Annotated in this window: 32 protein-coding genes and 1 pseudogene; 7 read left to right on the forward strand and 26 right to left on the reverse strand. The window is 67.1% G+C overall.

The window, feature by feature from the left end; translation table 11 throughout:
* Nucleotides 1-157: 157 nt before the first annotated feature.
* The 7 genes and pseudogenes from dut to AC1RNQ_RS20755 all read right to left on the reverse strand — a co-directional run.
* Nucleotides 158-610: pseudogene (dut, locus tag AC1RNQ_RS20725) on the reverse strand (dUTP diphosphatase); the annotation flags it as partial.
* On the reverse strand, nt 582-1844 hold the full coding sequence (coaBC, locus tag AC1RNQ_RS20730) for a bifunctional phosphopantothenoylcysteine decarboxylase/phosphopantothenate--cysteine ligase CoaBC (RefSeq protein ID WP_493174288.1): 1263 nt from the start codon (nt 1842-1844) through the stop codon (nt 582-584). The gene coaBC and the pseudogene dut, both read right to left, overlap by 29 nt.
* A 2-nt stretch (nt 1845-1846) precedes the next feature.
* Nucleotides 1847-2143, reverse strand: a complete 297-nt coding sequence (locus AC1RNQ_RS20735; RefSeq protein WP_077147800.1) for a CcdB family protein — start codon at nt 2141-2143, stop codon at nt 1847-1849.
* On the reverse strand, nt 2143-2403 hold the full coding sequence (locus AC1RNQ_RS20740) for a type II toxin-antitoxin system CcdA family antitoxin (protein WP_493174290.1): 261 nt from the start codon (nt 2401-2403) through the stop codon (nt 2143-2145). Before AC1RNQ_RS20740 ends, AC1RNQ_RS20735 begins: the two co-directional genes overlap by 1 nt.
* A 60-nt stretch (nt 2404-2463) precedes the next feature.
* Nucleotides 2464-2919, reverse strand: a complete 456-nt coding sequence (locus AC1RNQ_RS20745) for a hypothetical protein (RefSeq protein WP_493174292.1) — start codon at nt 2917-2919, stop codon at nt 2464-2466.
* 23 nt (nt 2920-2942) lie between these two features.
* Complete coding sequence (ubiB, locus tag AC1RNQ_RS20750) at nt 2943-4487, reverse strand: 2-polyprenylphenol 6-hydroxylase (protein ID WP_493174294.1); 1545 nt, start codon at nt 4485-4487, stop codon at nt 2943-2945.
* Nucleotides 4484-5221: a class I SAM-dependent methyltransferase gene (locus tag AC1RNQ_RS20755; RefSeq protein ID WP_493174296.1), complete on the reverse strand. Its 738-nt coding sequence runs from the start codon at nt 5219-5221 to the stop codon at nt 4484-4486. Before AC1RNQ_RS20755 ends, ubiB begins: the two co-directional genes overlap by 4 nt.
* 93 nt (nt 5222-5314) lie before the next feature.
* Between AC1RNQ_RS20755 and mutM the strand changes: the two genes are divergently transcribed.
* The 3 genes from mutM to dnaA all read left to right on the forward strand — a co-directional run bounded on the left by mutM (nt 5315) and on the right by dnaA (nt 8480).
* Nucleotides 5315-6127 (forward strand): bifunctional DNA-formamidopyrimidine glycosylase/DNA-(apurinic or apyrimidinic site) lyase, encoded by an 813-nt coding sequence (mutM, locus tag AC1RNQ_RS20760; protein WP_493174410.1) that lies wholly within the window; start codon nt 5315-5317, stop codon nt 6125-6127.
* Nucleotides 6128-6315: 188 nt separating this feature from the next.
* Complete coding sequence (rpsT, locus tag AC1RNQ_RS20765; RefSeq protein ID WP_054590504.1) at nt 6316-6579, forward strand: 30S ribosomal protein S20; 264 nt, start codon at nt 6316-6318, stop codon at nt 6577-6579.
* Nucleotides 6580-7118: 539 nt separating this feature from the next.
* Entirely contained in the window at nt 7119-8480 is a 1362-nt protein-coding gene (gene dnaA, locus AC1RNQ_RS20770) for a chromosomal replication initiator protein DnaA (protein ID WP_493174299.1), read from the forward strand.
* A 101-nt stretch (nt 8481-8581) separates the two neighbouring features.
* Here dnaA and AC1RNQ_RS20775 read toward each other — a convergent pair whose 3' ends face one another.
* The 4 genes from AC1RNQ_RS20775 to secB all read right to left on the reverse strand — a co-directional run bounded on the left by AC1RNQ_RS20775 (nt 8582) and on the right by secB (nt 12842).
* Nucleotides 8582-9271, reverse strand: coding sequence for a DUF4136 domain-containing protein (locus AC1RNQ_RS20775; protein ID WP_493174412.1), 690 nt, complete (start codon nt 9269-9271; stop codon nt 8582-8584).
* Nucleotides 9272-9451: 180 nt separating this feature from the next.
* Complete coding sequence (gene trpS / locus AC1RNQ_RS20780; protein WP_493174301.1) at nt 9452-10450, reverse strand: tryptophan--tRNA ligase; 999 nt, start codon at nt 10448-10450, stop codon at nt 9452-9454.
* A gap of 3 nt (nt 10451-10453) precedes the next feature.
* On the reverse strand, nt 10454-12046 hold the full coding sequence (murJ, locus tag AC1RNQ_RS20785) for a murein biosynthesis integral membrane protein MurJ (RefSeq protein WP_493174303.1): 1593 nt from the start codon (nt 12044-12046) through the stop codon (nt 10454-10456).
* Between the two features lie 280 nt (nt 12047-12326).
* Complete coding sequence (gene secB, locus AC1RNQ_RS20790; RefSeq protein ID WP_493174305.1) at nt 12327-12842, reverse strand: protein-export chaperone SecB; 516 nt, start codon at nt 12840-12842, stop codon at nt 12327-12329.
* Between the two features lie 292 nt (nt 12843-13134).
* Between secB and AC1RNQ_RS20795 the strand changes: the two genes are divergently transcribed.
* Genes AC1RNQ_RS20795 through AC1RNQ_RS20805 form a run of 3 tightly spaced genes read left to right on the forward strand, consistent with a single transcriptional unit; the run spans nt 13135 to nt 15685 of the window.
* Complete coding sequence (locus AC1RNQ_RS20795) at nt 13135-13773, forward strand: Tim44/TimA family putative adaptor protein (RefSeq protein WP_493174414.1); 639 nt, start codon at nt 13135-13137, stop codon at nt 13771-13773.
* Nucleotides 13774-13778: 5 nt separating this feature from the next.
* Entirely contained in the window at nt 13779-15113 is a 1335-nt protein-coding gene (mltA, locus tag AC1RNQ_RS20800) for a murein transglycosylase A (protein ID WP_493174307.1), read from the forward strand.
* 2 nt (nt 15114-15115) lie between these two features.
* On the forward strand, nt 15116-15685 hold the full coding sequence (locus tag AC1RNQ_RS20805) for a Smr/MutS family protein (protein ID WP_493174309.1): 570 nt from the start codon (nt 15116-15118) through the stop codon (nt 15683-15685).
* Nucleotides 15686-15866: 181 nt separating this feature from the next.
* Here AC1RNQ_RS20805 and dapE read toward each other — a convergent pair whose 3' ends face one another.
* Nucleotides 15867-16997, reverse strand: a complete 1131-nt coding sequence (dapE, locus tag AC1RNQ_RS20810; protein ID WP_493174311.1) for a succinyl-diaminopimelate desuccinylase — start codon at nt 16995-16997, stop codon at nt 15867-15869.
* Nucleotides 16998-17244: 247 nt separating this feature from the next.
* Between dapE and AC1RNQ_RS20815 the strand changes: the two genes are divergently transcribed.
* Complete coding sequence (locus AC1RNQ_RS20815) at nt 17245-17712, forward strand: cupin domain-containing protein (protein WP_493174313.1); 468 nt, start codon at nt 17245-17247, stop codon at nt 17710-17712.
* On the opposite strand, the gene AC1RNQ_RS20820 is transcribed toward AC1RNQ_RS20815, so the two are convergent.
* From AC1RNQ_RS20820 to AC1RNQ_RS20885, 14 genes are all read right to left on the reverse strand, one after another.
* A complete protein-coding gene (locus tag AC1RNQ_RS20820) occupies nt 17709-18347 on the reverse strand; it encodes a hypothetical protein (RefSeq protein WP_493174315.1) in 639 nt (212 codons plus the stop codon). The two genes, AC1RNQ_RS20815 and AC1RNQ_RS20820, sit on opposite strands and share 4 nt — an antisense overlap.
* Before the next feature lie 62 nt (nt 18348-18409).
* Nucleotides 18410-19078 (reverse strand): glutathione S-transferase family protein, encoded by a 669-nt coding sequence (locus AC1RNQ_RS20825; RefSeq protein WP_493174317.1) that lies wholly within the window; start codon nt 19076-19078, stop codon nt 18410-18412.
* Nucleotides 19079-19270: 192 nt separating this feature from the next.
* Nucleotides 19271-19930, reverse strand: coding sequence for a ribosome biogenesis GTP-binding protein YihA/YsxC (gene yihA, locus AC1RNQ_RS20830; protein WP_493174319.1), 660 nt, complete (start codon nt 19928-19930; stop codon nt 19271-19273).
* On the reverse strand, nt 19927-21702 hold the full coding sequence (gene yidC, locus AC1RNQ_RS20835) for a membrane protein insertase YidC (RefSeq protein ID WP_493174321.1): 1776 nt from the start codon (nt 21700-21702) through the stop codon (nt 19927-19929). Before yidC ends, yihA begins: the two co-directional genes overlap by 4 nt.
* Nucleotides 21703-21746: 44 nt before the next feature.
* The gene (gene yidD, locus AC1RNQ_RS20840) at nt 21747-21959 is read right to left on the reverse strand and encodes a membrane protein insertion efficiency factor YidD (protein ID WP_493174323.1); all 213 of its coding nucleotides are present in this window, start codon (nt 21957-21959) and stop codon (nt 21747-21749) included.
* Between the two features lie 268 nt (nt 21960-22227).
* Nucleotides 22228-22578, reverse strand: a complete 351-nt coding sequence (rnpA, locus tag AC1RNQ_RS20845) for a ribonuclease P protein component (RefSeq protein WP_493174325.1) — start codon at nt 22576-22578, stop codon at nt 22228-22230.
* A 29-nt stretch (nt 22579-22607) separates the two neighbouring features.
* On the reverse strand, nt 22608-22742 hold the full coding sequence (gene rpmH / locus AC1RNQ_RS20850; RefSeq protein WP_037517054.1) for a 50S ribosomal protein L34: 135 nt from the start codon (nt 22740-22742) through the stop codon (nt 22608-22610).
* Nucleotides 22743-22843: 101 nt separating this feature from the next.
* Nucleotides 22844-23179, reverse strand: a complete 336-nt coding sequence (locus AC1RNQ_RS20855) for a PGPGW domain-containing protein (protein WP_493174328.1) — start codon at nt 23177-23179, stop codon at nt 22844-22846.
* Nucleotides 23180-23403: 224 nt separating this feature from the next.
* On the reverse strand, nt 23404-24195 hold the full coding sequence (locus AC1RNQ_RS20860; RefSeq protein ID WP_493174330.1) for an alpha/beta hydrolase: 792 nt from the start codon (nt 24193-24195) through the stop codon (nt 23404-23406).
* A 216-nt stretch (nt 24196-24411) separates the two neighbouring features.
* Nucleotides 24412-25065 carry a glutathione S-transferase family protein gene (locus AC1RNQ_RS20865; RefSeq protein WP_493174332.1) on the reverse strand — a complete coding sequence of 218 codons (654 nt, stop codon included), beginning with the start codon at nt 25063-25065 and terminating at the stop codon, nt 24412-24414.
* Nucleotides 25065-25517 carry a hypothetical protein gene (locus AC1RNQ_RS20870; protein ID WP_493174334.1) on the reverse strand — a complete coding sequence of 151 codons (453 nt, stop codon included), beginning with the start codon at nt 25515-25517 and terminating at the stop codon, nt 25065-25067. The genes AC1RNQ_RS20865 and AC1RNQ_RS20870 overlap by 1 nt, the downstream gene beginning before the upstream one ends.
* Nucleotides 25504-26010, reverse strand: a complete 507-nt coding sequence (locus tag AC1RNQ_RS20875) for a VOC family protein (RefSeq protein ID WP_493174336.1) — start codon at nt 26008-26010, stop codon at nt 25504-25506. The genes AC1RNQ_RS20870 and AC1RNQ_RS20875 overlap by 14 nt, the downstream gene beginning before the upstream one ends.
* On the reverse strand, nt 26007-26432 hold the full coding sequence (locus tag AC1RNQ_RS20880) for a VOC family protein (protein ID WP_493174338.1): 426 nt from the start codon (nt 26430-26432) through the stop codon (nt 26007-26009). Before AC1RNQ_RS20880 ends, AC1RNQ_RS20875 begins: the two co-directional genes overlap by 4 nt.
* 28 nt (nt 26433-26460) lie before the next feature.
* Complete coding sequence (locus tag AC1RNQ_RS20885; protein WP_493174340.1) at nt 26461-26955, reverse strand: VOC family protein; 495 nt, start codon at nt 26953-26955, stop codon at nt 26461-26463.
* Nucleotides 26956-26960: the final 5 nt, after the last annotated feature.

Here is a 26960-nt window from a genome sequence, read left to right on the forward strand (position 1 = left end):
ACGGTGCTTCGACAAGCTCAGCACGAACGGAAAGAGAGAAACAAGACAGCTACTCCGGGCGCCGCAGCTTGATCTCCGACAGCGAGCCGACATTGTCGGGGATGCTGTCGTCGATCGGCTCTTCCTCGCTATCGCTGCTCTCACTGTCGCTCGCGACGCCGGTCGAGCCGAAGCCGCCCGCGCCGCGCGCGGTCTCGTCGAGCGTCTCGACCTCGGCAAAGCTCGCGCGCTGCACCGGCGCGGGCACCAGCTGCGCGATGCGGTCGCCGCGCTTGATCTCGAACGGCTCGTCGCCGAGGTTCGCGAGGATCACCTTCACCTCGCCGCGATAGTCGCTGTCGATCGTCCCCGGCGTGTTGAGGCAGGTGATGCCATGCTTGAGCGCGAGCCCCGAGCGCGGGCGCACCTGCACCTCGTACCCCGCGGGGATCGCCATCGCGAAGCCCGTCGCGACCGCGTGGCGCGTGCCGGGGCGGATCGTCAGCGATTCGGCCGCGACGACATCCATCCCCGCCGCGCCGTCGCTGGCATAGGCGGGCAGGGGCAGGCCGCCGCCGTTGGGCAGGCGCTGGATCCGGATCTCAATCGGACTCAAGTGGGACACGCGCATCGAGCTCATCGGCGATCTTTTCCATCAATTTGCGGGCGACGGCATCCTTGGGCAGCCGCTCCCAGCTGTCTACGCCGCTTTTGCTAACGATATGCACCCGATTCGTCTCGCCCCCCATCGGGTCGGCGGCGACGTCGTTGGCGACGATCCAGTCGCAGCCCTTGCGACCCAGCTTCGCCTGCGCATGCGCCAGCACGTCATTGGTCTCGGCGGCGAAACCGATCAGCAAGGGCGGGCGCTGCACGCTCTTCGCCAGCCCTGCGAGAATGTCGGGATTTTCGGCGAGCGCGAGCGGCGGCACTTGGCCGCTGCCGTCCTTCTTGATCTTCTGCGCCGAGGTGTCGGCGGCGCGCCAGTCGGCGACCGCGGCGACCATGATCGCGGCATCGACCGGCAGGCCCGCCTCGACCTCGGCCGCCATTTCGCGCGCGGTCTCGACATCGACGCGGATCACCCCGGGCGGCGTGGGCAGCGGTACCGGTCCGGCGATCAGCAGCACCTCCGCCCCGGCTTCGGCGGCGGCGGCGGCTATGGCGAAGCCCTGCTTCCCGCTCGAGCGGTTGGCGATATAGCGCACCGGGTCGATCGGCTCGTGCGTCGGCCCCGCGGTGATCAGGATGCGGCGGCCATGGAGCGGGCGATGGTTGGCGGGCGCGAAGTCGGGCTGGCCGGTCAGCAGCGAGGGTGCTGGCGCGCTGGCGAGCGCTGCCTGGATCGCGTCGAAGATCGCCGCCGGCTCGGGCAGTCGCCCCGGCCCATATTCGCCGCACGCCATCTCGCCCTCGTCGGGCTCCATCACCGTCACCCCGTCGCCGCGCAGCGTCGCGACATTGCGCTGTGTCGCCGCGTGCAGCCACATCCGCACATTCATCGCCGGCGCCGCGAGCACCGGCTTGTCGGTCGCGAGCAGCAAGGTGGTGGCGAGATCGTCGGCGATGCCCGCCGCCATCTTCGCCAGCAAATCGGCAGTCGCGGGCGCGACGACGACCAGGTCGGCCTCGCGGCTGAGCTGGATATGCCCCATCTCGACCTCGTCCTTGAGGTCGAAGAGATTGGTATAGACCTTGTTCTCGCTGAGCGCCGCGAGCGTCAGCGGTGTGACGAACTGTTCCCCTGCGCGCGTGATGACGCAGCGCACGACATGGCCCGATTTGCGCAGCAGCCGGACGAGTTCGATGCTCTTGTACGCGGCGATGCCGCCGCCGATGATGAGCAGGATGCGTTTCGCGGCCATCGTCAAACCCCCGTCACCAGCACGTCGAGCGCGCCGACGATGGTCAGGCTGTCGTCATCCAGATTCATCATCACCTCGCCAAGCTGGCTGACCGCAAGGGTGGCGGCAAATTGCGTGTACATGACGTAATCCGTTCCTTCGATGGTGAAGAGCGGATTGAGCCGCCGGGCCACCACTTCAAATTCGTCCGCAGGCAAGAGCGGTACGACCAGCCGGGTGTTCAGGTGCCGCAACAGATTCGACTGACAATCGATGACGAGTGCCCCTTCCGACGTACGCCGGACGTCGAACTGCGCCATCAGAACAGCCGGTATCTGGCGAGCGGCAGCCCGTGCTTGCGCACATATTCGTTCGAGGCTTCGATCGCGGCGCGATTCTCTTCCTGCCATGCCGTTTCCCGCGCCTTTTTGACCTTGGCGGCGAGTCCCGCCTGGCACGCTTCGCTGACGTTGATGCCAAGCTTTTTGGCTTCATCGACCAGTGCGATGCTCAGCGACACGTTGGTGGGCTTTTTGGGCGCGGCCTTCTTGGGCCCTTCGAATCGCGCAGGTCGGTTCATCGCCATTCTCCTTGCGCATAGGTTATGCGCATGGGATCAGCATTGCAAGCAGCCCGCCGATCACGTGGCCCCCGTCGCCTCGCGGTAGCGCTTCTCCGATATCGGCTTCACCCGCCCCGCTTCGACCATGAAATATTGGCCGATGACGTGCAGGCTGTGGTTGTAGCGGACATCGTCGCTTTCGAACCGATAGCCGCGCCCCACTTCGAGCGGCCGCGGTGCGACGGACTGCCGGTAGCAGCTCGGGGTTTCGCCGTAGCGGAGTTCGGCGGGGAATTTCTTGTCGCGCGGCTCGGGCGCGAATGCGTCGCAGGCGGGATCTTCGGCGGCGAGGTCGATCTGCCACATGATCTGTTCGCCGCTGCGGACACGATAGGTCGACTGGATGAAGGTCGTCGGGCTCCCGACGATCGTGCCGTGCCGATATTCGATGGCCCAGGCCGGCGGCGCGCTGAGGCTGACGAGATGTGTGCTGGTGTTGCTGGGGCAGCCGCCGAGCGCCAGCGCTGCCGCCACGACGGTTCCGGCTCGTGCTGACTTCAGGCCCAAATCCATACCGCCGCTGCTCCCGCCGAGGCGGCAAGGATAGCCGTTAGCGCATAACGCCACCAGACGCGTTTTTCGCCGCGATCCCACATCAGCGGAATCTCGGGCAGCGGCGGTGCGGGCGGGGCGGCGCCCTTGCGCGGCAGCTGCGCGTCGAGGCGGCGGATGATGTCGGGGATCAGCGCCAGCGTCTTGCCCTGTTCGCGGAGGCCGTCGGCGAGCGCGGCCTCGGGCCCCAGTTCGTCGCGGATCCATTCGCGGACGAAGGGCCCCGACACGTCCCACATGTTGATCTTCGGGTTCAGCATCGTCGCGACGCCCTCGACCATCACCATCGTCTTCTGGAGGAGCAGCAGGTGCGGCTGGGTCTGCATGTCGAAATCGCGCGTGATCGCGAACAGCCCGTCGAGCATCTGCCCGACGCTGAGTTCGCTCACCGGCTTGCCGCGCATCGGCTCGCCGACCGCGCGCAGCGCCGTCGCGAACTCCTCGACATTGTGATAGTCGGGAACATATTGCGCCTCGAAATGGATTTCGGCGACGCGGCGGTAATTGCCCGTGGTCAGGCCATAGAGGATTTCGGCGAGCCAGTAGCGCGCCTGCCGGTTGATCCGCCCCATGATCCCGAAATCGACCGCGGCGATCGTGCCGTCGGCCTTCACGAACAAATTGCCCTGGTGCATGTCGGCGTGGAAGAAACCCTCGGCGATCGCCTGGCGCAGGAAGGCGTTGACGAGGTTCGCCGACAGCGCCTCCATGTCGTGCCCCGCGGCGATCAGCCGGTCGCGGTGCGAGATCTTGATGCCGTCGATCCAGCTCATCGTCATCACGCGGCTCGCGGTGCGATCCCAGTCGATCGCGGGGATCTCATAGGTCGGCACGCCGGTCATCGCATCGGCGAGTTCGGACGCCGACGCCGCTTCGCGCCGGAGGTCGAGTTCGCGTAAGGTCCAGCGGCGGAAATTCGCGATCACTTCGCGCGGACGCAGCCGCGTCGCCTCGCCGCCGAAGGCTTCGAGATGCGCGGCCGCCCATTCATAGGTGTCGATGTCGCGCGCGAACTGCTTGTCGATGCCCGGACGGCGGACCTTGACCGCCACCGTTTGCCCGTCGGTGGTCACCGCGCGGTGGACCTGCGCGATCGACGCCGAGCCGACGGGGACGGGGTCGAACGCGCTGTAGAGGCTTTCGAGCGGCGCCTCGAAGGTCAGCTCGATTTCCTGGCGAATGCGTTCGAACGGCACCGGCGCGAGCGCGTCCTGCAGCGTCAGCAGGTTGCGCGCCGCCTCCTCGCCGACCAGGTCGGGGCGCGTCGCGAGCGTCTGGCCGAGCTTGACCGCGGCGGGGCCGATCGCCTGGAAGGCGGCGGCATAGTCGGGCACCGTCGGCTGCGAGGTGCCGAAGCGCGCGATGCGGCACAGCCGCTTGACCCCCGGCGGCGTCTGGGGTGCAGTCTCGATCCCGCGCAGCGCCCCGTGGCGTGCGAGGATGCGGCCCCATTTCAGCAGGCGGGCAATATGGATGACGGGACGGGTCAAGCCTTCCACCCGCTGTGGATCGCGACCAGCCCGCCCATGATCGGCTCGACCTTCACCGACGTAAAGCCCGCCGCACGGATCATTTTCGCGAATTCGGGCATCGGCGGGAAGCGGCGGATCGATTCGATCAGGTAGCGATAGCTGTCCTCGTCGTCGGCGATCAGCTTGCCGAGCCTCGGCACCAGATGGTGCGAATAGGCGTCATAGGCCTGCGCGAAACCCGGCCATTCGTTGGTCGAAAATTCGAGGCAGAAGAAACGCCCGCCGTAGCGCAGCACGCGATGCGCTTCCTGGAGCGCCGCCGGAATGTCGGTGACGTTGCGGATGCCGAAGGCGATCGTATAGGCGTCGAAGAACTGGCCCGGAAAGTTCAGCTTCTCGGCATTCTGCTCGGACCAGACCAGGCTGTCGATGCCGCGCTCCGCCGCGCGTTCGACGCCGACGCCGAGCATGTCGGGGTTGATGTCGGCGACGGTGATGCTGGCGCCCGACGGCTCCATGCGAAAGGCGATGTCGCCGGTGCCCCCCGCCATGTCGAGGATCGCCTCGCCCGCGCGCGGCTTCACGCGGCGCACGAAGCGGTCCTTCCACAGGCGGTGCATGCCCCCCGACATCGCGTCGTTCATGATGTCGTATTTGCGCGCGACGCGGCTGAACACCTCGCCGACCATCGCGGTCTTCTCGCCCGCGGGGACCTGTTCATAGCCGAAGCTGACGGTGTCGGGAGTGGCCATGATATGTGCGCCTTTGCGGGGAGAAACGAAGTCGCCCCGGCCTTTAGCGGGGCCTTGCCGCCCGCGCAAATGGCGCGTAGCGCGAACGGCGATATGCCCGAACTCCCCGAAGTCGAAACCACCGTCCGCGGCCTTGCCCCCTTTCTCGAAGGGCAGCGCCTGACCTCGGTCATTACCTTCCGCCCCGACCTGCGCCGCGCCTTCCCGGCCGACCTTGCGCAGCGGCTCACCGGCGCGACGGTCACCGCGCTATCGCGGCGCGCCAAATATGGCATCGTGTCGACCGACCGCGACGATCATATGATCTTCCACCTCGGCATGTCGGGGCGCTGGCGCACCGAGGGCGGCGAAGCGGGCAAGCACGATCATCTGCTGCTTGAAACCGGGGCGGGGCATCGATTGTTCCTCCACGATCCGCGCCGCTTCGGCTCGGTCGACCTCGTCGCCGGCGATCCGCTGACCGCCTTCCCGGCCTTCGTCACGCTCGGCCCCGAACCGCTGTCGGACGCCTTCGACGCGGCCTGTCTCGCCACGGCACTCGCGGGCCGCCGCGCCCCGATCAAGGCGATGCTGCTCGACCAGACCGTCGTCGCGGGGCTCGGCAACATCTATGTGTGCGAGGCGCTCAACATGGCGCGCATCCACCCGGCAAAGCCCGCCGCCGACGTGTCGAAAGCCAAGCTTGCGGCGCTGGTCCCGGCGATCAAGGCTGTGCTCACGGCGGCGATTGCCGCGGGCGGATCGACCTTGCGCGATTTCCTCAGCCCCGAAGGCGACCTCGGCTATTTCGCCAAGGACTGGCGCGTCTATGGCCGCGAGGGCGAGGCCTGCGAATGCGGCGGCACGATCGTCCGCATCGTCCAGTCGGGCCGCTCGACCTTCTACTGCCCCCAATGCCAGCGGTGATGCAGCATTTGTGCCGCAAAAACCATTGACCGAGACGGCCTTGCTGGCTATGGGCGCACCCTTCGAGCAGGGTCCGGTGTTCCGGAACCGGCCGTATCCGGACATTGATTCGCTCGTTTCGCGCGATTCGGCTGCTCCGGTGACGCTGTGCTCCGACCGACTTTGACCGTTTGAAAACCGAGGATTTTATGGCCAATACGCCCCAGGCAAAAAAGCGCATCCGCCGCAACACCGCGCGCACCGTCGTGAACAAGAATCGCGTCTCGCGCATCCGCACGCTGGTCAAGAAGGTCGAAAATGCCGTCGCCGCCGGTGACAAGGACGCCGCCGCCGCCGCGCTGAAGGCCGCACAGCCCGAAATGGCCCGCGGCGTCGCCAAGGGCGTGCTCCACAAGAACACCGTCGCGCGCAAATATTCGCGCCTGACCAAAAGCGTCAACGCGATCGCGTGATCGGCGTCCGATTCGGCTTTTGCCGATCGCGCATCAAAAAGGACCCGCCGGCGCATCGCCCGCGGGTCCTTTTTTGTGCCCGTTTCGGGATGGGACGACCCGCGGCTTTGTTACGGCGCGATGGCAATAGTGTTGCAGCGCGGTAAGTCGCGGATTTACGGCGATTCGTTTTCTGTGACGTCGGTTGTCATAAATAAATAGCTGATAATATTGGATAAAATGACCCTTTCGCGCGATTCCGGGGCGCCCGGGGAGTCAAGATTTTTATTTCAGTATTTTTACATCCTCCGGTCTTGATCGACTCGCTCGCCCCTGCCTAGACAGGGGGGTCATCGGCCTTCGCCGCTGGCCGCCACATCACATGATTCGCCGTCCTTCGCTGCTTGCGCGGAACGGGAAACTGCGTCCTGCAATCAGGGCGTGGGAGGTGCTGTGCGGCCAGCGGCGATGCCGGGGGGCGTACCGGTGACCGAGCGAGGCGGGGGACAGGCGTGATTTCAGACGGGGAGACTTATGGCCAGCGTGGCGGAGAAACGGCGATGAGCGGCGACGCCGCGACGCTGTGGCCGCGCGTGGCCGAAGGGCTCCGCCGCGATCTCGGCGCACGCACCTTCGACCATTGGCTGAAGCCGGTGCGCTTTGCCGACTATTGCAGCCTGTCGGGCGTCGTCACGCTCGAGGCGACGAGCCGCTTCTCGGCGAACTGGATCAACGAACGCTTCGGCGACCGGCTCGAACTCGCTTGGCGCCAGCTCCTCCCCGCGGTGCGCAGCGTCAGTGTGCGCGGCGCCAGCACGGCGAGCGATCGCGCCGCGATCCTCGCTCAGCCGCCGCTGCCCGCTTTCGAGGCGCCGCCGGCGCCCGCCGCGAATCCGGCGCTGCTCGGTTTCGATCCGCGCCTGTCGTTCGACCGTTTCGTCGTCGCGCGCTCGAACATCCTCGCCGCCAACGCCGCGCGCCGCATGGCGATGGTCGAGGCGCCGCAATTCAACCCGCTCTACCTCTGCTCGGGCACCGGCCAGGGCAAGACGCACCTCCTCCAGGCAATCGCGCAGGATTATGCCGCGGCGCACCCGACCGCGACGATCATCCTGATGTCGGCCGAGAAGTTCATGCTCGAATTCGTCGGCGCGATGCGCGGCGGCGACATGATGGCGTTCAAGTCGCGCCTGCGCGCCGCCGACCTGCTGCTGCTCGACGATTTGCAGTTCGTGATCGGCAAGAATTCGACGCAGGAGGAACTGCTCCACACGATCGACGATCTGATGACCGCGGGCAAGCGCCTGGTCGTCACCGCCGACCGCCCGCCCGCGATGCTCGACGGGGTCGAGGCGCGGCTGTTGTCGAGGCTGTCGGGCGGGCTGGTCGCCGATATCGAGGCGCCCGAGGATGATTTGCGCGAACGCATCATCCGCCAGCGGCTCGCCGCGATGCCGATGGTCGAGGTGCCGGGCGACGTCGTCGCCTATCTGGTCAAGCATTTCACGCGCAACATCCGCGAGCTCGAGGGCGCGCTCAACAAATTGCTTGCTTATGCCGCGCTTACCGGCGCGCGGCTCGACCTCGCGCTCGCCGAGGACCGGCTGGCCGAAAATGTCCGCAGCGCGCGCCCGCGGATCACGATCGACGAGATCCAGCGCGCGGTCTGCGCGCATTACAAGCTCGACAAGAGCGAGATGGCGTCGAAGCGCCGCGTTCGCGCGATCGCGCGTCCGCGTCAGGTCGCGATGTATCTGGCGAAGGAACTGACCCCGCGCTCCTATCCCGAAATCGGCCGCCGCTTCGGCGGGCGCGACCATTCGACGGTGATCCACGCGGTGCGCACGGTCGAGGCGCTGCGCGTCAGCGACAGCGAGCTCGACGCCGAAATCGCCGCGATCCGCCGCAGCCTCAACAGCTGATCCACAGGGTTATCCCGGACTTATCCCCGGTTTCATCCACAAACAAAAAGGCCCGCCGTCCTAAAGGAAGGCGGGCCTTTTGTTGGCCGTTGGATGACGGCTCAGCTCTTTTCGGGCGGCGCTACCGTGATCCGCACCTTCTCGCCCGAATTGCCGGGGAAGCCGGTAAACATCGCCTCGACCAGGTTCGGGACGATCGCCTGGAGGTTGTTGTCGCGCGACTGTGCTTCGGCGCGGCCTTCGAACAGGCGATAACCGTCCGCGGCGCGGCTGATCGAGAGGTCGAGCCCGCTGGTATAAACCGTGAAGCTTTCGACGTCGTTATAGCCGAAGCCCGGGCCGAAGCCGCCCCACAGGAAGGGGTCGCGATAGCCATAGACGAAGCGGCGCCCGCCGCGGCCGCTGACGATCACCGGGCGATAGAAGCCGCGGCCGTAATAGCCGCCGTACCAGGGGTCGCCGAAGCCCGGGGTGCTGCGCACGCGCTCGCGGCCCTTGTCGATGTCATAACCCATGCGCACGACCATGTCGGGGCGCTCGCCAGGCGCCACGGGGCGGTAACCGAAGCGCGTCAGCTCGCCCGACACCAGATTGGCGTACTGGCCGAACTCGATCCCGCCCGCCAGCCGGGGGTCGCCCGCCTCGACGGTGAAGCTCTGCCCCTGCGGGGCGGGCAGCTGGGTCTGGAACCGCGCGACATCGGCGCGGAAAGGGGTGGCGCAGCCGGCGATCGCCAGCGTCGCGGCGGTCAGCGCGGCCAAGCTCAGCCGGCGGAAAGTCAGGTTCTTCATCATCGTCTTCGCTCCGTGAGTCGGCGCGCATGCACGCCGCTCTTTATAGCATGACTACGCCGATGCGACTTAACCTTGGTTGAACTCGCCTTGCCGCAACCGGTTCCGCCATCCGATATGGGGCGGCGGGGCGATGAAAACAAGAATTTCGCTGTTGCGACAGACGGTTCGCCATCCGGCTCAGCGGCAGAGACCCAGCGCGGCATAGGCCGCATCGAGCGTCGGCTGCGCGAGCGCCTTGGCGCGCGCGGCGCCCTTTTCGAGCGCGGCGTCGATCGCCGCGGTGTCGGCCTTGAGCGCGTTCAGCCGCTCGGCGATCGGCGCCAGCGTCTCGACGAGCAATTCGCCGAGCGCAGGCTTGAACGCGCCGAACCCCTGCCCCGCAAAGCGCGCCAGCACTTGGTCGATGCTCTCGTCGGCCATGGCGGCATAGATCGCGACCAGATTCTTCGCCTCGGGCCGGCCTTCCAGCCCCGCGGCCTCCGCCGGCAGCGGTTCGGGGTCGGTCTTGGCCTTGCGGATCTTCGCCATGATCGTGTCGCGGTCGTCGACCAGGTTGATCCGGCTCGCGTCGCTCGGGTCCGATTTCGACATTTTCGCCGATCCGTCGCGCAGGCTCATGATCCGCGCCGCGGCGGGCGGGATCGTCGGCTCGGGCAAAGTGAAGGTCTCGGTCCCGGTGTCGAGGTTGAACTTGGTCGCGATGTCGCGCGCCAGCTCCAGATGCTGCTTCTGGTCGTCGCCGACGGGGACGTGCGTCGTCTGGTACAGCAGCACATCGGCCGCCTGCAGCACCGGATAGGCGTAAAGCCCGACGCTCGCGCCCTCGCGGTTCTTGCCCGACTTTTCCTTGAACTGCGTCATGCGGTTGAGCCAGCCGATCCGCGCGGTGCAGAACAGGAGCCAGGCCAGCTCGGCATGCGCGGGGACGCGCGCCTGATTAAAGAGAATGGCCTTATCGGGGTCGATCCCCGCGGCGATCAGCGCTGCGGCCATCTCGCGCGTGTTCGCGGTCAGCTCGGCGGGGTCGTTATAGACGGTGATCGCGTGCAGGTCGGCGAGGAAATAGAGCTTCTCGCCCGGCATCTCGTCCTGCATGCGCACCCAGTTGCGGATCGCGCCCAGATAATTGCCGAGGTGCAAGTTTCCGGTGGGCTGGATGCCCGACAGCGTCCGCATGATCTATTCCTCTGTTGGCGCCGGTTTAACGCGCCGCCGCGTCAACATGGCCAGCAACTCCTTGTCAAGCGCGCCGACGAGGAAAGCCGCGCCGAAAAAGGCCACGCCCCCCGCTGCGCACAGCGCCGACAGCGACCAGACGCGCTCGAACACGCCGCCGCCATAATAGGGCGCGAGCCGCGGCATCAGCCACCAGAGCAGCGCCGCCATGACGCCGACCGCGACCAGCTGGCGCAGGATCCGCCCGCCGAGCCGCGTGGTGAAATGGAACCAGCCGCGCCGGTGCAGGATGATGTAGAGCAGGAGGCAATTCAGCGATGCCGACACCGCGGTCGCCCCCGCCAGCCCGACGATGCCGTAGCGCTCGACGACATAGAGGTTGATCCCGATGTTGACGATCAGCGAGGCGAGCGCGGTCCACACCGGCGTCTTGGTGTCCTCGCGCGCGAAGAAACCGGGGTTCAAAATCTTCACGATCACATAGGCGGGCAGCCCGGCGACGAGCGCGACGACGATATGCGCCATCAGCGCGCCGTCCTCGGGCGTGAACTTGCCCCCGACGAAGAAGGCGGCGGTGAACGCCGGGGCGCAGATCGCCAGCGCGACCGCGGCGGGCAGCGTCAGCAGCGTCGCGATCTCGAACGCGTTCGCCTGCAGCCGCTGCGCCTCGGCGCCGTCGCCGCTGTGGATATGCCGCGCCAGCATCGGCAGGATCGCGGTGCCGAGCGCGATGCCGACGATGCCGAGCGGCAACTGGTTGAGCCGGTCGGCGAGCTTGAGCAGGGTCAGCGACCCCTGCGGCAGGCTGGTGGCGAAGAAAGTGTCGACGAACTGGCTGATCTGGTAGATGCCGGCGCCGAAGGTCGCGGGCAGGATCAGCATGCCGAGCTTCTTGACCTCGGGGGTCAGCTTGGGCAGCCGCATATGGAGCTTCAGCCCCGCGCGGCGCACCGCCCACCAGAGGTATGCGAGCTGCAGCACCCCCGCGAGCGACACCGACAGCGCCAGCGCGACCGCGACGATGCGGTCGTCGCCGCCCGGACCGCGCATCTCGGCACCGATCAAGATGCCCGCGATCAGCACGATATTGAGCAGCACCGGCGCCGCCGCGCCCGGCGCGAAGCGCGAGCGCGCGTTGAGCAGCCCCGACAGCATCGCGACCAAGCTGATCAGCCCCAGATAGGGAAAGGTGATGCGGCTCAGATACACCGCCAGCTCGAACTTGCCCGGCACCGCCTGATATTCGCGCGCGAGCAGCCAGACGATGCCCGGCATCAGAGTCATCGCGACGGCGGAGAAGACGAGCAGCACCCACAGGAAGACGCCGAGCACATCGTCGGCGAATTTCGCCGCGGCGGCCTCGCCCTCCTCCCCGTGCAGCGCGCGGCTGTACATCGGCACGAAGGCGACCGAGAAGGCGCCCTCGGCGAACAGCCGGCGGAAGGTGTTGGGCAGGGTGAAGGCGAGCTGGAAGGCATCGGCCGCCAGCCCCGCGCCGAGCACGCGCGCGAGCAGCATGTCGCGCGCGAAACCGAAGATGCGGCTGACCAGGGTCAGCCCGCCGATCGTCCCGACGCTCTTGATCAGGCTGCTCATGCAGCGCGCACCCCGAGGGCCTTGAACCCCTCCTCTTCAGAGAGTGTCGGGTCGGTCATGCCCCCGGCATGCCCTGAATAGTCCGGGGGACTATTCACCCGACACTGGTAGCGAGACTTGCGAACTTGTTCGCTAGTCGCAGCGGGGTGGTGGATGGCTGAATGGACCGGGGCGGTGAAGCACCACCCCGCTGCGACTAGGCCCGGCTGCGCCGGACCAAGTCTCGCTGCCCCTCCTCTGAAGAGGAGGGGGGATGCAGCGCTTCCCCCCAAAATTCGCTTTACGCCTGTCCGACCGGCAGGGCGTCGCCGGCCTGTTCGGCGGCGATCTGCTGCGCCTGTTGCTGGAACAGGCTATGGAAATCGATCGGCTCGAGCAGCAGCGGCGGGAAACCGCCGTCGCGCACGACGTCGGCGACGACGCGGCGCGCGAAGGGGAACAGGATGCGCGGCGCTTCGGCGAGGAAGAAGGGCTGCAGCTGGTCTTCGGGGACGTTGCGCACGCCGAACAGCCCGGCATATTTCAGGTCGACGACGAAGGCGGTCAGGTCGCCCGACTTCGAGGTGATGTCGATCTTCAGCGACACTTCGAACAGATTGTCGCCGACATTGTCGGCGCCGATGTTGAACTGGACGTCGATCTGCGGCGCTTCCTGCACCTGGTAGATCGCGGGCGCGTTCGGATTCTCGAACGACAGATCCTTCACATATTGCGAGATCAGGCCGATCGCGGGGCTGTTGTCCTCGCCGTTGCTCAGCGTTTCGGGGGTGAATTCGGGCGTCGTTTCGTCGGCCATGACTGTGATGCTTTCCCTGTATCGAATGAAAAGGGCCCGCGCTTCCGGATCGGCCCGATCCGGCGGCGCGGGCGGTTGCCGCGGCGCTTAGCAGCGCCGCGCGGCCAGCACAATGGGCGCGCTGGGGCGGCGCAAGGCAACCGTCCCCGCGCGCCGGACGTTGACCTGACGCAAGGCTGCGGTCATGGAGATTTGAAACATGGCCGCCGATAGCCTATGTATCGGCCAAGACTTTCCCGAAGACCGCATTGGACTCCAGCCTGTGACATCTATTGCTATCGTCCTGCTCGCCATGATCGCCGCCTTCCTCGGCATGCGGCTCTATTCGGTGCTCGGCAAGCGCACGGGGCACGAGCAGGAGCCCGTGCTGCCGCGCCGCGACGAGCGCGCCGCGCCCGCGCCGGTCCGCATCGACGATCCCGAAGCGCCGCCGTCGCCGCAGGGCGGCAGCGCCGACACCTCGGGGCTTGTCTACGAACCTGCGGCCGAGGCTGGGCTGCGCCAGCTGCTCGCGGCCGACCGCCAGTTCGACGCCGGGCGCTTCATGGAGGGCGCCGAGGCGGCGTATCGCATGATCCTCGAGGCCTATTGGGCGGGCGACCGCGACACGCTGCGCGACCTGTGCGACGCCGACAGCTATCAGGCCTTCGCCGACGCGATCGACGCGCGCGAGGCGCGCGGCGAGCGGCTCGACAACCGTCTTGTGCGGATCGATTCGGCCCGCATCACCGCGGTCGAGCTGTCGGGCGGCGAAGCGCGCGTCACCGTCCGCTATCGCGCCGACATCAGCGCGGTCACCCGCGATGCCGAGGGCAATATGATCGCGGGCTCGATGATCGACGCGACCGAGACCAACGACCTGTGGACCTTCCGCCGCCGGATCGGCAGCGGCGATCCCAACTGGCAACTCGACGAAGCCGAATCCGCCTGACCTCGATGCCCGGCCCCGTCTCCACCCGGGCGCTGGGATTCGCCCTCCTCGCCAGCCTGCCCGCGCTGTCGGCCTGTTCGTCGGTGATCCCCGACGCGGGCGGCGGGCGCGTCGAGACCGCGCCGCGTCCGGTCCCTGCGCCGACGCCGACTTCCACCGCGCCGACCGGCCCGGCGCGGCCCTACACCCCGCGCCCCTCCGAAAGCGGCAGCGCCGCGGCGAAGCCGATCCCGGCGACGCCCAATCCGACGCTCGCCGCCTCGCCGGTGCCAACGGGTGCCACCACCGCCGCCGAGGCGGGGGTGGTCGCCGGGCCCGAGTTCGACACGCTGGGCGTCACGGCGTCGCAGGCGAGCGCCGCGCTTGCCGCCTATCGCCTCAGCTGCCCCTCGGTGACGCGCCGCGCCGACGTCAGCGGGCTCACCCAGAACGCCGACTGGGCCGAAAGCTGCAACGCCGCGAAGGACTGGCGCGACACGGACGCATCGGCCTTTTTCCAGCGCTATTTCGGCACGGTGCAGGTCGGCGCCGGCACTGCCTTCGTCACCGGCTATTACGAACCCGAGATCGCCGGATCGCGGACCAAGCGCGCGGGTTACGACGTCCCTATCTATCGCCGCCCGGCCGACCTGGTCGATGTCGACCTCGGCCAATTCTCCGACGACCTCAAAGGCAAGAAGATCCGCGGGCGTGTCGATGGCAGCAACCTGGTGCGCTATTACGACCGCGCGGCGATCGAACGCGGCGCCTTGGAAGGCCGCGGGCTCGAAATCGCCTGGGCCGCGGACGCCGCCGAATTCTTCTTCCTCCAGATCCAGGGCTCGGGCCGCCTGCGCCTTCCCGACGGCGAGGTGATGCGCATCGGTTACGATACGCAGAACGGCCGCGACTATGTCGGCATCGGCAAATTGCTCGCCGACCGCGGCGAATTGAAGCCCGGCCAGACCTCGATGCAGGGCATCCTCGATTATCTGCGCGCCGACCCGGCGCGGGGCGCTGCGGTGATGAACGAGAATCCGAGCTGGGTTTTCTTCCGCGAGATCACCGGGCCGGGTCCCTTGGGCGCGCTCGGCGTGCCAGTCACCGGCCGTGCCAGCGTCGCCGCCGATCCCAAATATACCCCGCTCGGCGCCCCCGTCTTCCTCTCGCTCGACCGCGCCGAGCCCAATGGGCTGTGGATCGCGCAAGACACCGGTGGCGCGATCAAGGGCGCCAACCGCTTTGACAGCTTCTGGGGCGCGGGCAACGACGCGCGCGCGATCGCCGGCGGCATGTCGGGGCGCGGCTCGGCGCTGCTCCTCCTCCCGCGCACCAGCATCGCGCGGCTGATCCGGCGCTGACGATGGCCCGTCGGCTCGCCCCCGACGAGTCGGCGCTCTGGCGGAAGGTCGCGGCTACGGTGAAGCCGTTGGCCAAGACCTCCGCCCCGCTTGCCCCCGCCGCCCCACCGACGGTCAAGCCGCCCAAGGCGCAGCCGCGCGTCGCCGCGCCGCCGGCCGCGCGTCCGCCGTCGCCGCTCCCGCCGCCGCGCCGCACACATAGTCAGGCCACGCTCGATGGCCATTGGGACCGCCGGCTGCGCAAGGGACTCGTCCGCCCCGACATGAGCATCGACCTCCACGGCCACAGCCTCGCCTCGGCGCAGGCCTTGCTCGACGAGAGCATCCACCGAGCGCTCATCCGCGGCGCGCGCGTGCTGCTCGTCGTCGCGGGGCGGCTGCGCCCCGGCGCCGACCGGCTGCCGACGATGCACGGCGACCCCCGCCCGCGCGGCGCGATCCGCGCCTCGCTTCCCGACTGGCTTGCCTATTCGCCTTACGCCGACCAGATCGTCGCACTCCGACCGGCGCATATCAGCCATGGCGGGGCAGGGGCGGTCTATGTCATCCTGCGACGGGGGCGCGAGGAATAGTCTCACACAAAGACACAAAGAGGGCGCGCCACATGGCGGAGGTCGCCCGTCGCCGCAGGCGACCTTCTAAAAGGCGCTTCGCGCGGCCCTGAAGCGGCAGAGCTGGCGAAGGCTGCCCCCTTTGTGTCTTTGTGTGAGAAACTTTTTTCTTATCTTCTTCGCGCCTTTGCGTGAGATATTTTCAGCCCGCCAACGCGCGCACCAATATCCCGCGATAGATCGCCGCCAGCCTGTGCAGATCCGCGACCGCCACGGCTTCGTCGAGCTTGTGCATCGTCGCATTGGTCAGCCCGAATTCGACCACCGGGCACAGCGCATGCAGGAAGCGCGCATCCGACGTGCCGCCGGTCGTCGACATTTCGGGCACGATGTCGGTCTCGGCGTGGATCGCCTCGGCGACCAGCCCCGACAGGTCGCCCGGCGGGGTCAGGAACGCTTCGCCCGAAATCTTGCCGAGAACCTTGGCCTTGGGTTCGACTTCGTGCGCGATGCGCTCGATCATCGCGACCAGGTCGGTGCCCCGGTGCGCATCGTTGAAGCGGATCGACAGCCGCGCGCGCGCCGAGGCGGGGATGACGTTGGTCGCGCCGTTGCCGACCTCGATGTCGGTGAATTCGATGTTCGACGGCTGGAACCAGTCATTCCCTTCGTCCAGCACCACCGCGTCGATCGCCGCCAATATCTTCACCAGCTTGGGGATCGGGTTGTCGGCGAGGTGCGGATAGGCGACATGTCCCTGCGTTCCGGGCACGTCGATCCAGATATTGACCGACCCGCGCCGCCCGATCTTCACCATGTCGCCGAGCCTGTTCACCGAGGTCGGCTCGCCGACGACGATCATGTCGGGCGCGACCCCGCGCCCCGCCATATGCTCCATCAGCGCGCGGGTGCCGAAGATCGCGGGACCCTCCTCGTCGCCGGTGATGATCAGGCTGATCGTCCCGGCCTCGACCGGAGTCGCGGCGGCCGCGGCGACGAACGCTGCGATCGATCCCTTCATGTCGACCGCGCCGCGCCCATAGAGCAACTCGCCGCGAACCTCCGGCGCAAAGGCATCGCCCGTCCAGCCCACCCCCGGCGGCACGACGTCGAGGTGCCCGGCAAAACCGAAATGCCGCGGGCCCTTGCCGGTGCGCACCGCGAGCAGATTCTCGACCGGCCCGTCGGGCTCGATCCCGTCGATGAAGCGCTCGACGGTAAAGCCGAGCGGGGTCAGCGCCGCCTCGAGCACATCGAACACCGCGCCCGTAGCCGGGGTGACGGAAGGGGCGGCGATCAGCGCCTTGGCGAGGACTACGGGGTCGATGCTCATGGTCGCGCCATACGCTCTGGCGCGGTGTTTAGTCGAGACGGAGAAAATATCTCGCACAAAGCCACGAAGCCACAAGGAGGCCGCGCTCGGCTGCCCGGTCAGCGTGCCGTCGCAGGCAATCATTGGAAAGCGCTTCGCGTGACTGCGTGCCCGTCATGGATGAGCATCCCCCTTTGTGGCTTCGTGGCTTTGTGCGAAACAAATCGACACGATGGCGCTTCGACGCGCGCCGCAAGAGGACTGCCCCATGCCCAAACTCGATCTCGACGCCATCCCGCAAACCAACGCCACCGGCTATCCCGCGCCCTATGATACGGCGGTGCAGGGTCGCTGGTACCGCCGCCTTGCGCCTCTCACCGGCATCAGCGATTTTGCCGCGAGCCATGTCGTGCTCAAACCCGGCGCGATGTCGTCGCAGCGCCACTGGCACGACGGCGAGGACGAGATGGTGATCATGATCGCCGGCGAAGCCGTGCTGGTCGAGGACGACGGGCGCTGGCCGATGCGCCCCGGCGACATCGCGGTGTGGCCCAAGGGCAGCACCAACGGCCATCATCTGGTCAACGAATCGGGCAGCGACTGCGTGCTCGTCGCGCTCGGTGGTGGCAAGAAATACGACACTGGCGGCGGCTATTCGGACATCGACATGCTCTTCACGCCCGACGGCTATTTCCACAAGGACGGCACGCCCTATCCGACCAAGCGGATTCCCTAGTCGATCCGGAATCCCGTCATCACGAACGTCGCCGGCGCCGTCGCATAGACGCCGTGGCCGCGCGCGTTCGACGACCCGAACACCAGCCCGATGCGTTCGACGTCGGCCAGCGCGTCGGCGAGTGCCTCGGGGCTGTTCGCCGCGGGCTGGCCGAGCACCGAAATCCACTGCGGATCGTCGAGGCCGACGCTGATCTCGCCCACGCCCGGCGCCAGTTCGCGCACGCTCGCGGCGGGCGCGTACCAGCGATAATATTGATAGCGGCCGCGCGCGTTCCAATTGTCGCCGCGCCGCTGGAGGTAGAGCGAGACCGTGCCCGCGCGGTCGGGGTTGGCCTGCGGCACGAAGCGCGTGCCGGCCTTGGCATCGACGCGGTAGCGCACCACGATCCGCGACTTGCCCGCGAGCGATCCGGGGCGGAAGGTCACATAGTGGACATGCCCCGCGGCCTTGCTGCCGACCGGGAAGTCGAACGACCAGCCGCCGCGCTCGGGCCGCGGTGCCAGCGGCATGCCGACGGAGTAGTTTTTGCCGCGGATGACCGGGCCGATTTCCCACTGACCCGCAGGCGCCGCAGCGGCGGTCACGACGGCCGCGCCGAGCGCGAGGGCGGAGGCGAGAAGGATCTTCTTCATGCCGCCTTCTTACCGCCTGCGGGGCAGCCCTGGCTGAACGCCGCGTTCATCGCGGCGACACCTCAGCTATCGGCTTTTTCGAACTGCTCGATCACCCAATCCTCGGCCTGCGCGCCGCCGATCCATTCCTGCATGCACGGATGGCTGATCACCGCTTGGCAATAGGGGACGGCAAAGCGCGGCAGCGGGATCGAGTAAGTGATGAAGCGTGTCACCACCGGCGCGAACATCATGTCGGCCGCCGACCAGTCGCCGAACAGATAATCGCCCTCGCCGCCGAAGCGCGCGCGGGCCTCGGCCCAGATCTGGACGATGCGCACGACATCGGCCTGCACCTCGGGCAGCAGCTCGGTCGCGGGATAGATTCGGCGGATGTTCATGCTGTGGTTGCGGCGGAGCGCCGCGAAGCTGCTGTGCATCTCGGCCGCCATCGACCGCGCCATCGCGCGCGCCGCCAGATCCTCGGGCCAGTAACCGCGCGTGCCGCCGGTCTTTTCGTTGAGATAGTCGATGATCGCGAGGCTGTCCCACACGACGATATCGTCGCCGTCCCACAATATCGGCACCTTGCCCCCCGACGGTGCGAACTCGTCGCCCTCGCGGCGGTTCGACCAGTCTTCGTCGTAGAGCGGCACGGTGACCTCCTCGAAGGGCAGCCCGCTATGCTTGGCCGCCAGCCAGCCGCGCAGGCTCCAGCTCGAATAGGCCTTATTGCCGATGAACAGTTTCATCCAAACTCTCCTCCCTCCCCCTTGACGGGGGAGGGTTGTGTAGACTTGCCAGCTCGCTGGCTAGTCGAAGCTGGGAGAGGGTGATGCGAGCCGTGGCTCGCGCGGCCCGTCGGGCCGCAACCCCTCTCCAAGTTCCGGTAGCGGACAGGGTCCGCAACCTGCACTATCCTCTCCCGCAAGGGGAGAGGATAACTAACTCTCCACCGCCTCCAGCACCGCGGTGCGCAGTTCGGCGATGCCCATGCCTTTTTCGCTGCTCGTCACGATCACCTCGGGGTGCGCCGCGGGGTGCTTGCGCGCCTCGGCTTCGGTCTCGCCGAGCACGCGCGCCAGTTCGGTCGCCTTCACCTTGTCGGCCTTGGTCAGCACGATGCGATAGCTCACCGCCGCGGTGTCCAGCATCTCGAGCACGTCGCGGTCGACGTCCTTGATCCCGTGGCGGCTGTCGATCAGCACCAAGGTGCGCTTGAGCACCTGCCGCCCGCGGAGGTAATCGTTGATCAGGAAGCGCCATTTCCTGACGACGTCCTTGGGCGCCTTGGCGAAGCCATAGCCGGGCATGTCGACCAGCCGGAACACCAGGGGCGATCCGACGTCGAAATAGTTGAGCTCCTGCGTCCGCCCCGGCGTCACCGAGGTGCGCGCCAGCCCGTTGCGGTTGGTCAGCGCGTTGAGCAGCGACGACTTGCCGACGTTCGACCGGCCCGCGAACGCGATCTCGGGCATCGACGGCGCCGGCAGATGCTCGAGCGCCGGCGCCGATTTCAGGAAGGCGATCGGCCCCGAAAACAGCTTGCGCGCTCGCTCGGGGCGCTCGGGGTCGGCTCCCGGTGCGGGCTGTTCGTCGCTCACTTCGCCGTCGCCGCCTTCAGCGCCGGGAATTTGCGGTACATCCACTGTTGCTGCGCGATCGACAGGATATTGTTGGTGATCCAGTAGAGCAGCAGCCCCGCGGCGAAGGGCGCCATGATGAACATGAACATCCACGGCATGATCTTGAACACCTGCGCCTGCACCGGGTCGGTCGGCGGCGGGTTCAGGCGGAACTGCAGCCACATGGTGACGCCCAGGATCACCGCCATCACGCCGATGCTGAGCAGCGACGGCGGGGTGAACTTCAGGTAACCGAACAGGTTCAGGATCATCGCCGGATCCTGCGCCGACAGATCCTTGATCCACAGGATGAACGGCTGGTGCCGCATCTCGATCGTCAGCATCAGCACCTTGTAGAGGGCATAGAAGATCGGAATCTGGATCAGGATCGGCAGGCAGCCCGCGAGCGGGTTGATCTTCTCGTCCTTGTAGAGCTTCATCAGCTCCTGCTGCATCTTCGGCTTGTCGTCCTTATAGCGGTCCTGCAGCGCCTTCATCTTGGGCTGGACGACGCGCATCTGCGCCATCGACGCGAACTGCTTGTTGGCGATCGGGAACATCAGCAGGCGGATGATCAGGGTCAGCACCATGATCGCCACGCCGAAATTGCCGAGCTGGCGGAACAGCCAGTCGAGTAGCTTGAAGATCGGCACCGCGAAAAATTCGAACCAGCCCCAGTCGATCGCGTTCGACAGGCGCGTGATGCCGAGGTCGTCCTGATAGCGTTCGAGCGTCGCGACCTCCTTCGCGCCGGCGAAGATGCGGCTGGTCATCGCGATCTGGCGGCCGGGGGCGAGCTGTGTCAGTTCGCTGGCAAAGGCCGCGCGGTAGCTGGTGTTGCCGAGCGCGTTGAACGCCGCCGACACCTTCTCGCCCTTTGCCGGGATGACCGCCGCGAGCCAATATTTGTCGGTGAAGCCCAGCCAGCCGGCCGACGAATAGGACACGGTACGATTCGGCGCATCGTCCAGCTCGCCATAGTTGGTGAAGTTCGACTTGGCGTCGAGATAGCCGGTCGGGCCGACATGGATCGTCCAGCTGTCGACCTCGTGCGGATCGGTCGGGATGCCGGTGCGGTCGATATAGGTGCCGCTGCGCACGACGATCGGCGCGCCGCCGGCGTTGATCACAGTCTGCTTCGCGGTGATCAGATAAGCATTGTCGATGCTGTAATCGATGCGGAAAGTCTGGCCTGTGGTGTTCGCCCAGCTCAGCGAGACCGGGGTCGTCGGGGTCAGGCGGGTACCGTTCGCGGTCCACAGCGTCGTCGCGGTCGGCACCGCGATGCCCTGCGCCGACCAGCCGGTTGTCGCGAAATAGGCACCCTTGGTCCCCGCCGGGGCGAACAGGCGCACCGCGGGGGCGTTCTTCTTGATCGTCTGGCGATATTTGGTGAGCGTGATGTCGTCGATCCGCGCGCCGACCAGGTTGATCGACCCGTTGATCGTCGGCGTCTCGATCGCGAGGCGCGGACCCTCGGCGAGCACGGCTTCGACCGGGCGGGTCGCCGGCGCCGCGGAGGCGGCAGGCGCGCCCGGCGCGGCAACCGTGCCCGGGGCCGCGGGAGGAACGCCGTCGGGCGCGGCGGCGGGGGCGGTGCCGGCCGCCGGGGCGCCGTTCGTGCCCGCGACCGTCCTGGTCACGTCGGGCTTGGCGGGGGTCGGGAAGAATTTATCCGACACATAGCCCCAGCCGAACAAGATGGCCGCCGACAGCAGCAAGGCCGTGATCCAGTTACGCTTGTCGTCCACGCTCTTCGGTCTCTCTTATCATCTGATGTCGGGAAAATGCTGTTTCAGGGAACCGGGTCATGGCCATGACCGCCCCATGGGTGGCAGCGCAATAGCCGCTTTGTCGCGAGCCAGCCACCCTTGATCGCACCATAGCGCCCAAGCGCGGTGATGGCATAGGCGCTGCACGAGGGGGCGTAGCGGCACGTCGGCGGCAGGAGGCGCGACGGACCCAATTGCCAGCCGCGCGCGATCAGGATGAGCAGCCGGGCGATCATATGGAAAGCCCGGAAAACCGCGCAACTTCATTCGCGATTCGGGTTGACCGCCAATGCCCTCTCCCCTTCAGGGGAGAGGATATGGAGGCTTGGCGCGGAGCGCCCAGCCGGAGTTGGAGTAGGGCTTGCGACATCGGCCGTCGTTCCCCTCTCCAAGCTTCGCTAGCTCCTGACGGAGCAAGCGGCGCTATCCTCTTCCCTGAAGGGGAGAGGGCGAATCGAAAATCCGCGGGAATCCGCGCAACTTCACACTGGAATCGGGCGCCGTTCATTCGCGGGTTCCCCGGGCCAGCTTCTTCGCGGCGCGCATCAGCGCATTGGTAAGCTGCTCGCCCAGCTCGGCAAAGACGATGTCGTTGCCGCCCGGCCGCCCGATCAGCACATGGTCGGCGCCCGCGATCCCCGATTCGGGCAGCGCGGCGCGGCAAAGTGCGCGCAGCCGGCGCTTCATCCGGTTGCGCGTGACGGCATTGCCGACCTTCTTGCTGACGGTATAGCCGATGCCCATCGCATCATCGTTGTCGTCGCGTACGCGGACGAGCAGCACGAAGCCGGGCATGGGGAAGCGAAGGCCGCGGTTGGCGGCCAGGAATTCGCTGCGTTTTGAAAGCGTTCGCACCAGCAAAACTGGCGCAGAAGCGTCAGCGATCAGGCCGACAGCTTCTTGCGGCCCTGGGCGCGACGGTTCGCGAGAACCTTGCGGCCGCCAACCGTTGCCTTGCGGGCGCGGAAACCGTGGCGACGGGCGCGCACGAGGTTGCTCGGTTGAAAGGTACGCTTCATCGCGGTTGTCCCTAATTCTCGTCAAAGGCTTTAACAGAAAAGGGCCGCCAAACGTGGGCGGCCACTGATGGGGGCGCGAATAAGCAGGATTCGGGCGAAAGTCAATTGTCATCGCGGCGGTCGGGCACGGCGGCTTTAACCTCGGTCTCCAGCGCTTCGCGCGCGCGTCGCCGCGCCGCGCTCGTGCGCCGCATCACGCGGTCGGTCCAGCCGGCGTAGCGCGGGTGCCGCCGCTTGAAACGGACATAGACGCGCTTCGCCCAGGCGCTGTTCTGCAGGCACAGCATCAGCCCGACGGGAAAGACGATCAGGAAGCCGGGGCCGGGCAGCGGCCCGATGACGACGGCGACGATCATCAGCACGATGCCGAGCGCGAACAGCGCGGTGCGCACCTGCGCATTGGTCCGCATCCGCTGGTAGAGGCTCCGCTTCGCCATGCCGGGCGATGTGGGGAGGGGGTTGGCGTGTTACAAGGATAGGACGGTGGGAGAGTCCCATTGCCGACAAGATCCTCCCCGCTTGCGGGGAGGGGGACCACCGAAGGTGGTGGAGGGGGTTAGCTGCCTGAAGCGGCGCTGCGCAAGGACGCGAGCCCCCTCCGTCAGCGCTGCGCGCTGCCACCTCCCCACAAGTGGGGAGGATTGGGCGGGCCACTAATTTCTCAGTTCAAGGCCACATAGCGCGCCATGTCGTCGCGCGTGAGGTAGGTGACGTCGTCGAACGGCGTGGCGTTGGTCATCGCGTAAAAGGCGCGCGCCTTGGCGTCGTCGAGGCCCATCTCGCGATAGTAACCCAGATATTCGGCGTGCACCGGATCGTTCGCGGGATAGTCGCGCGCCTCGCGGCCATATTCGTCGGCCCAGCTGTGTACGCCGAACTCGGCGTCGGGGGCGGCGCTGCGCCTGACCCCCGCCATCCACAGCTCGACCGCGCCCGAGCGCACCGAGCCGCCCGCGGGCACCACCGTCTCCATGCCGGCACGACGGATCGCGCGGGCGAGGATCAGGTTCGCGTCCTCGTCGAGGCTGCCGGGGCAGTCGATCATCTCGAGCCGCTTCAGCCCCGGATGCGCGGCGAGCATCGCGGCGAACTGGCGCGGAGTCGCGCCGTCGACGTCGCCCGCCATGCGCACCGTCGTACCGTCGATCACCGAGAAGGGGCCGTAGACCGCTTTCGCGCGGCCGAGCGTCGCGAGATGCGCCGACGGCGCATAGCGCCGCGTCGCGCCATCAGAAGCCTCAGCATCGTCGTCGCTCGCGAGCGCTTCGTCGTCGAGCAGCGCCGCATCCTCGTCGATGAAATCGCTGTCGCCGTCGCCGTCGGAATAGCTCCACGTCACCGTCGTGGTGACCGTGGTGAAGCCCGCCTGCTGCGCGCGCGCCGGCGCGAACGCCAGCACCGACGCGAACATCGCGACGATCAGCGTGCGGACGAGGGCCGAGACCGAAATCATGTCCCCGCCTTCGCGCGTGCGCGCTTGCCAATTGGCAAAGCGGCAATGTCAGCGGTTCATTAACCAGGGGGCTGGCGTGCCATTTCGGGACGGCGGGTTATGGCGTTTCTTAACTGGATTGTCATCCCGGCGGAGGCCGGGATCTCACCCTATCGTCATGCTGCGCCGGCGAGATCCCGGCCTTCGCCGGGATGACGATCAAAATATAGGCCGGACTTAATCCCGATCCGGCGCGCCGAGCGGGAAATAGGCGCGATACGGCCGCGCCTCCTCGACGCAGCGCGCGACCGTCGGATGCGCGAGCAGGCGCGCGCGATAGGCGCGGAGATTCTCAAATTGCTCGGGAATCCGGTGCACCCAGTCGGCGTAGAAAAGCGACGGCGCCGCGGCGCAATCGGCGAGGGTGAAGCCATAAGGCGTCGCCCAGCCGCCCCCCGCCAGCTCCTTGTCGAGCCAGGCGTAGATCGTCCCGAGCGCGGCCTTCGCCTGGTCGACGATCATCGGGGAATGATGGTCGGGTCCGCGGATCGCGTCGGCGACCACCGCCTGCATCCGGCCCATCACATGATGGTCGAAGATGCGGTCGAACAGCCGCACCTTCAGCGCCGCGTCGGGATCCTCGGGGATCATCCGCGGTTCGGCGACCAGCCGGTCGAGATATTCGATGATGATCGACGATTCGAACCAGGGCACGCCGTCGTGGACGATCAGCGGGAATTGCCCGACGGGCCAATGCGCCCTGAGCTCGGGCATATGGTCGGGAAAAGCGGGATCGACCGAGCGATAGTCGAAGGCGATATCCTTCTCGTAGAGCGCGATCAGCGCCTTCCAGGTGTAGGAAGAGAAGGGGTGGCCATAGAAGATCAGCATCAGCGGTTTTCCCTGCGCGTCAGCCAGGCGAGCGGCCAGCCGACGAAGAAAATGTGCGGAAACAGCGCGATCGCGCCCTTGACGAGGTCGGCCGGCGGAAAGGGCGAGCCGAAGCGCAGCGGCAGCACCACGCCGTTCATGATGACGTAGAGCAGCAGCCCATAGAGCGTGCCGGTCAGCCACCAGGGCCATGCCGTGAGCGCCGGCCAGCGCCGTGCGACGAAGAACCAGGCCGCGACCATCGCGCCCATGATCGCGAAATGCGTCGCCAGCCCCGCGATGTCGCCGGCCACGCCCCATTGCCGCGCGCCGTCCCCGAACGGCCCGCTCGCGACCGCGTGGAGCATCGACGAGACGGTGCCGCCCTGCACCACGCTCGACACCGCCGCATAGACGATGTCGAGCGTGCCGCAGAGGGCCCAGGCGAAGAGCGCCGGGCTACGCCGCGCCAACGGTTTCGCCCTTCAGCGCGGCGGTGATCGCGGCGATGTCGATCTTCTTCATCCCCATCATCGCGTCCATTGCGCGCTTCGCCGCGGCGCGATCGGGGTTGGTCATCGCCTGCGTCAGCACGCGCGGGGTGATCTGCCAATTGACCCCCCATTTGTCCTTGCACCAGCCGCACATGCTCTCGGCGCCGCCATTATCGACGATCGCGTTCCAGTAACGGTCGGTCTCTTCCTGCGTGTCGGTGTTGATGACAATGGAGAACGCTTCATCCTGCTTGAACGCCGGGCCGCCGTTGATCGCGATGAAGGGGATGCCCATCACGGTGAACTCGACCGTCAGCACATCGCCTTCCTTGCCGTCGGGGAAATCGCTCGGCGCGCGCGTCGCGGCGATGAATTCGCTGTTCGGGAAGGTCGCGGCATAGAATTTCGCCGCGGCCTCGGCGTCCTTGTCGTACCACAGGCACATGGTCACGGCTTCGGTTCCGTTGCTCATTTCGTCCCTCCTTTGATGGGCCCGCCGATCGACCAGAGATGGCCGAACGGATCTTTCACCTGGGCATAGCGGTCCCCCCAGAAAGCATCGTGCGGTTCGAGCGTCGACGTCGCGCCGGCGGCGATCGCGCGGTTATACCATGTGTCGGTGTCGTCGACGTGCAGGTGCATCGTCACCCCCGTCGGCGCGCCCATTGCGTGTCCCGTATATTCGGGGAAATCGTCGTGCATCATCAGCGAGGCGCCGTTGACCGTCAGATGCGCGTGCATCAGCCGCACGCCGTCCTGTGCGGGCATGCGCATCTGTTCGGTCGCGCCGAACGCCTTGACGTAAAAGTCGATCGCCTCGGCGCCGCGCTTGTCGGCGATCGCGATATGCGGGGTCAGGCCGCTCGTCGGCCCCTGGTTCTTTTGGCCTTCCATCGTCTCTCTTCCTCTTTGACTATGCGGTCTAGGCGACCGCTTCGCCGCGCACCGCGGCCTCGACCGCCGCGATGTCGATCTTCTTCATCCGCATCATCGCCTCGAAGGCGCGCTTCGCGGCGGCGCGGTCGCTGCCGGTCGTCGCGTCGAGCAGGGCGCGCGGGGTGATCTGCCACGACAGACCCCATTTGTCCTTGCACCAGCCGCACACGCTTTCCTGCCCGCCGTTACCCACGATCGCGTTCCACAGCCGGTCGGTTTCCTCCTGCGTATCGGTGTGTACCTGGAACGAGAAGGATTCATTATGCTTGAAGATCGGCGGGCCGTTGAGGCCGACGCACGGCGTGCCGAGCAGGGTGAACTCGACCGTCTGGACATCGCCTTCCTTGCCGCCCGGCGAATCCGCCGGCGCGCGGTTGATCGCGCCGACTTTGCTGTCGGCAAAGGTTTCGGCATAAAAGGCCGCCGCTTCCTCGGCGTCGCCTTCGTACCACAGGCACAGGGTCATCGGGGTCTTGGTCATCGTCT

Source organism: Sphingopyxis sp. GW821-FHT12F08 (assembly GCF_058806755.1).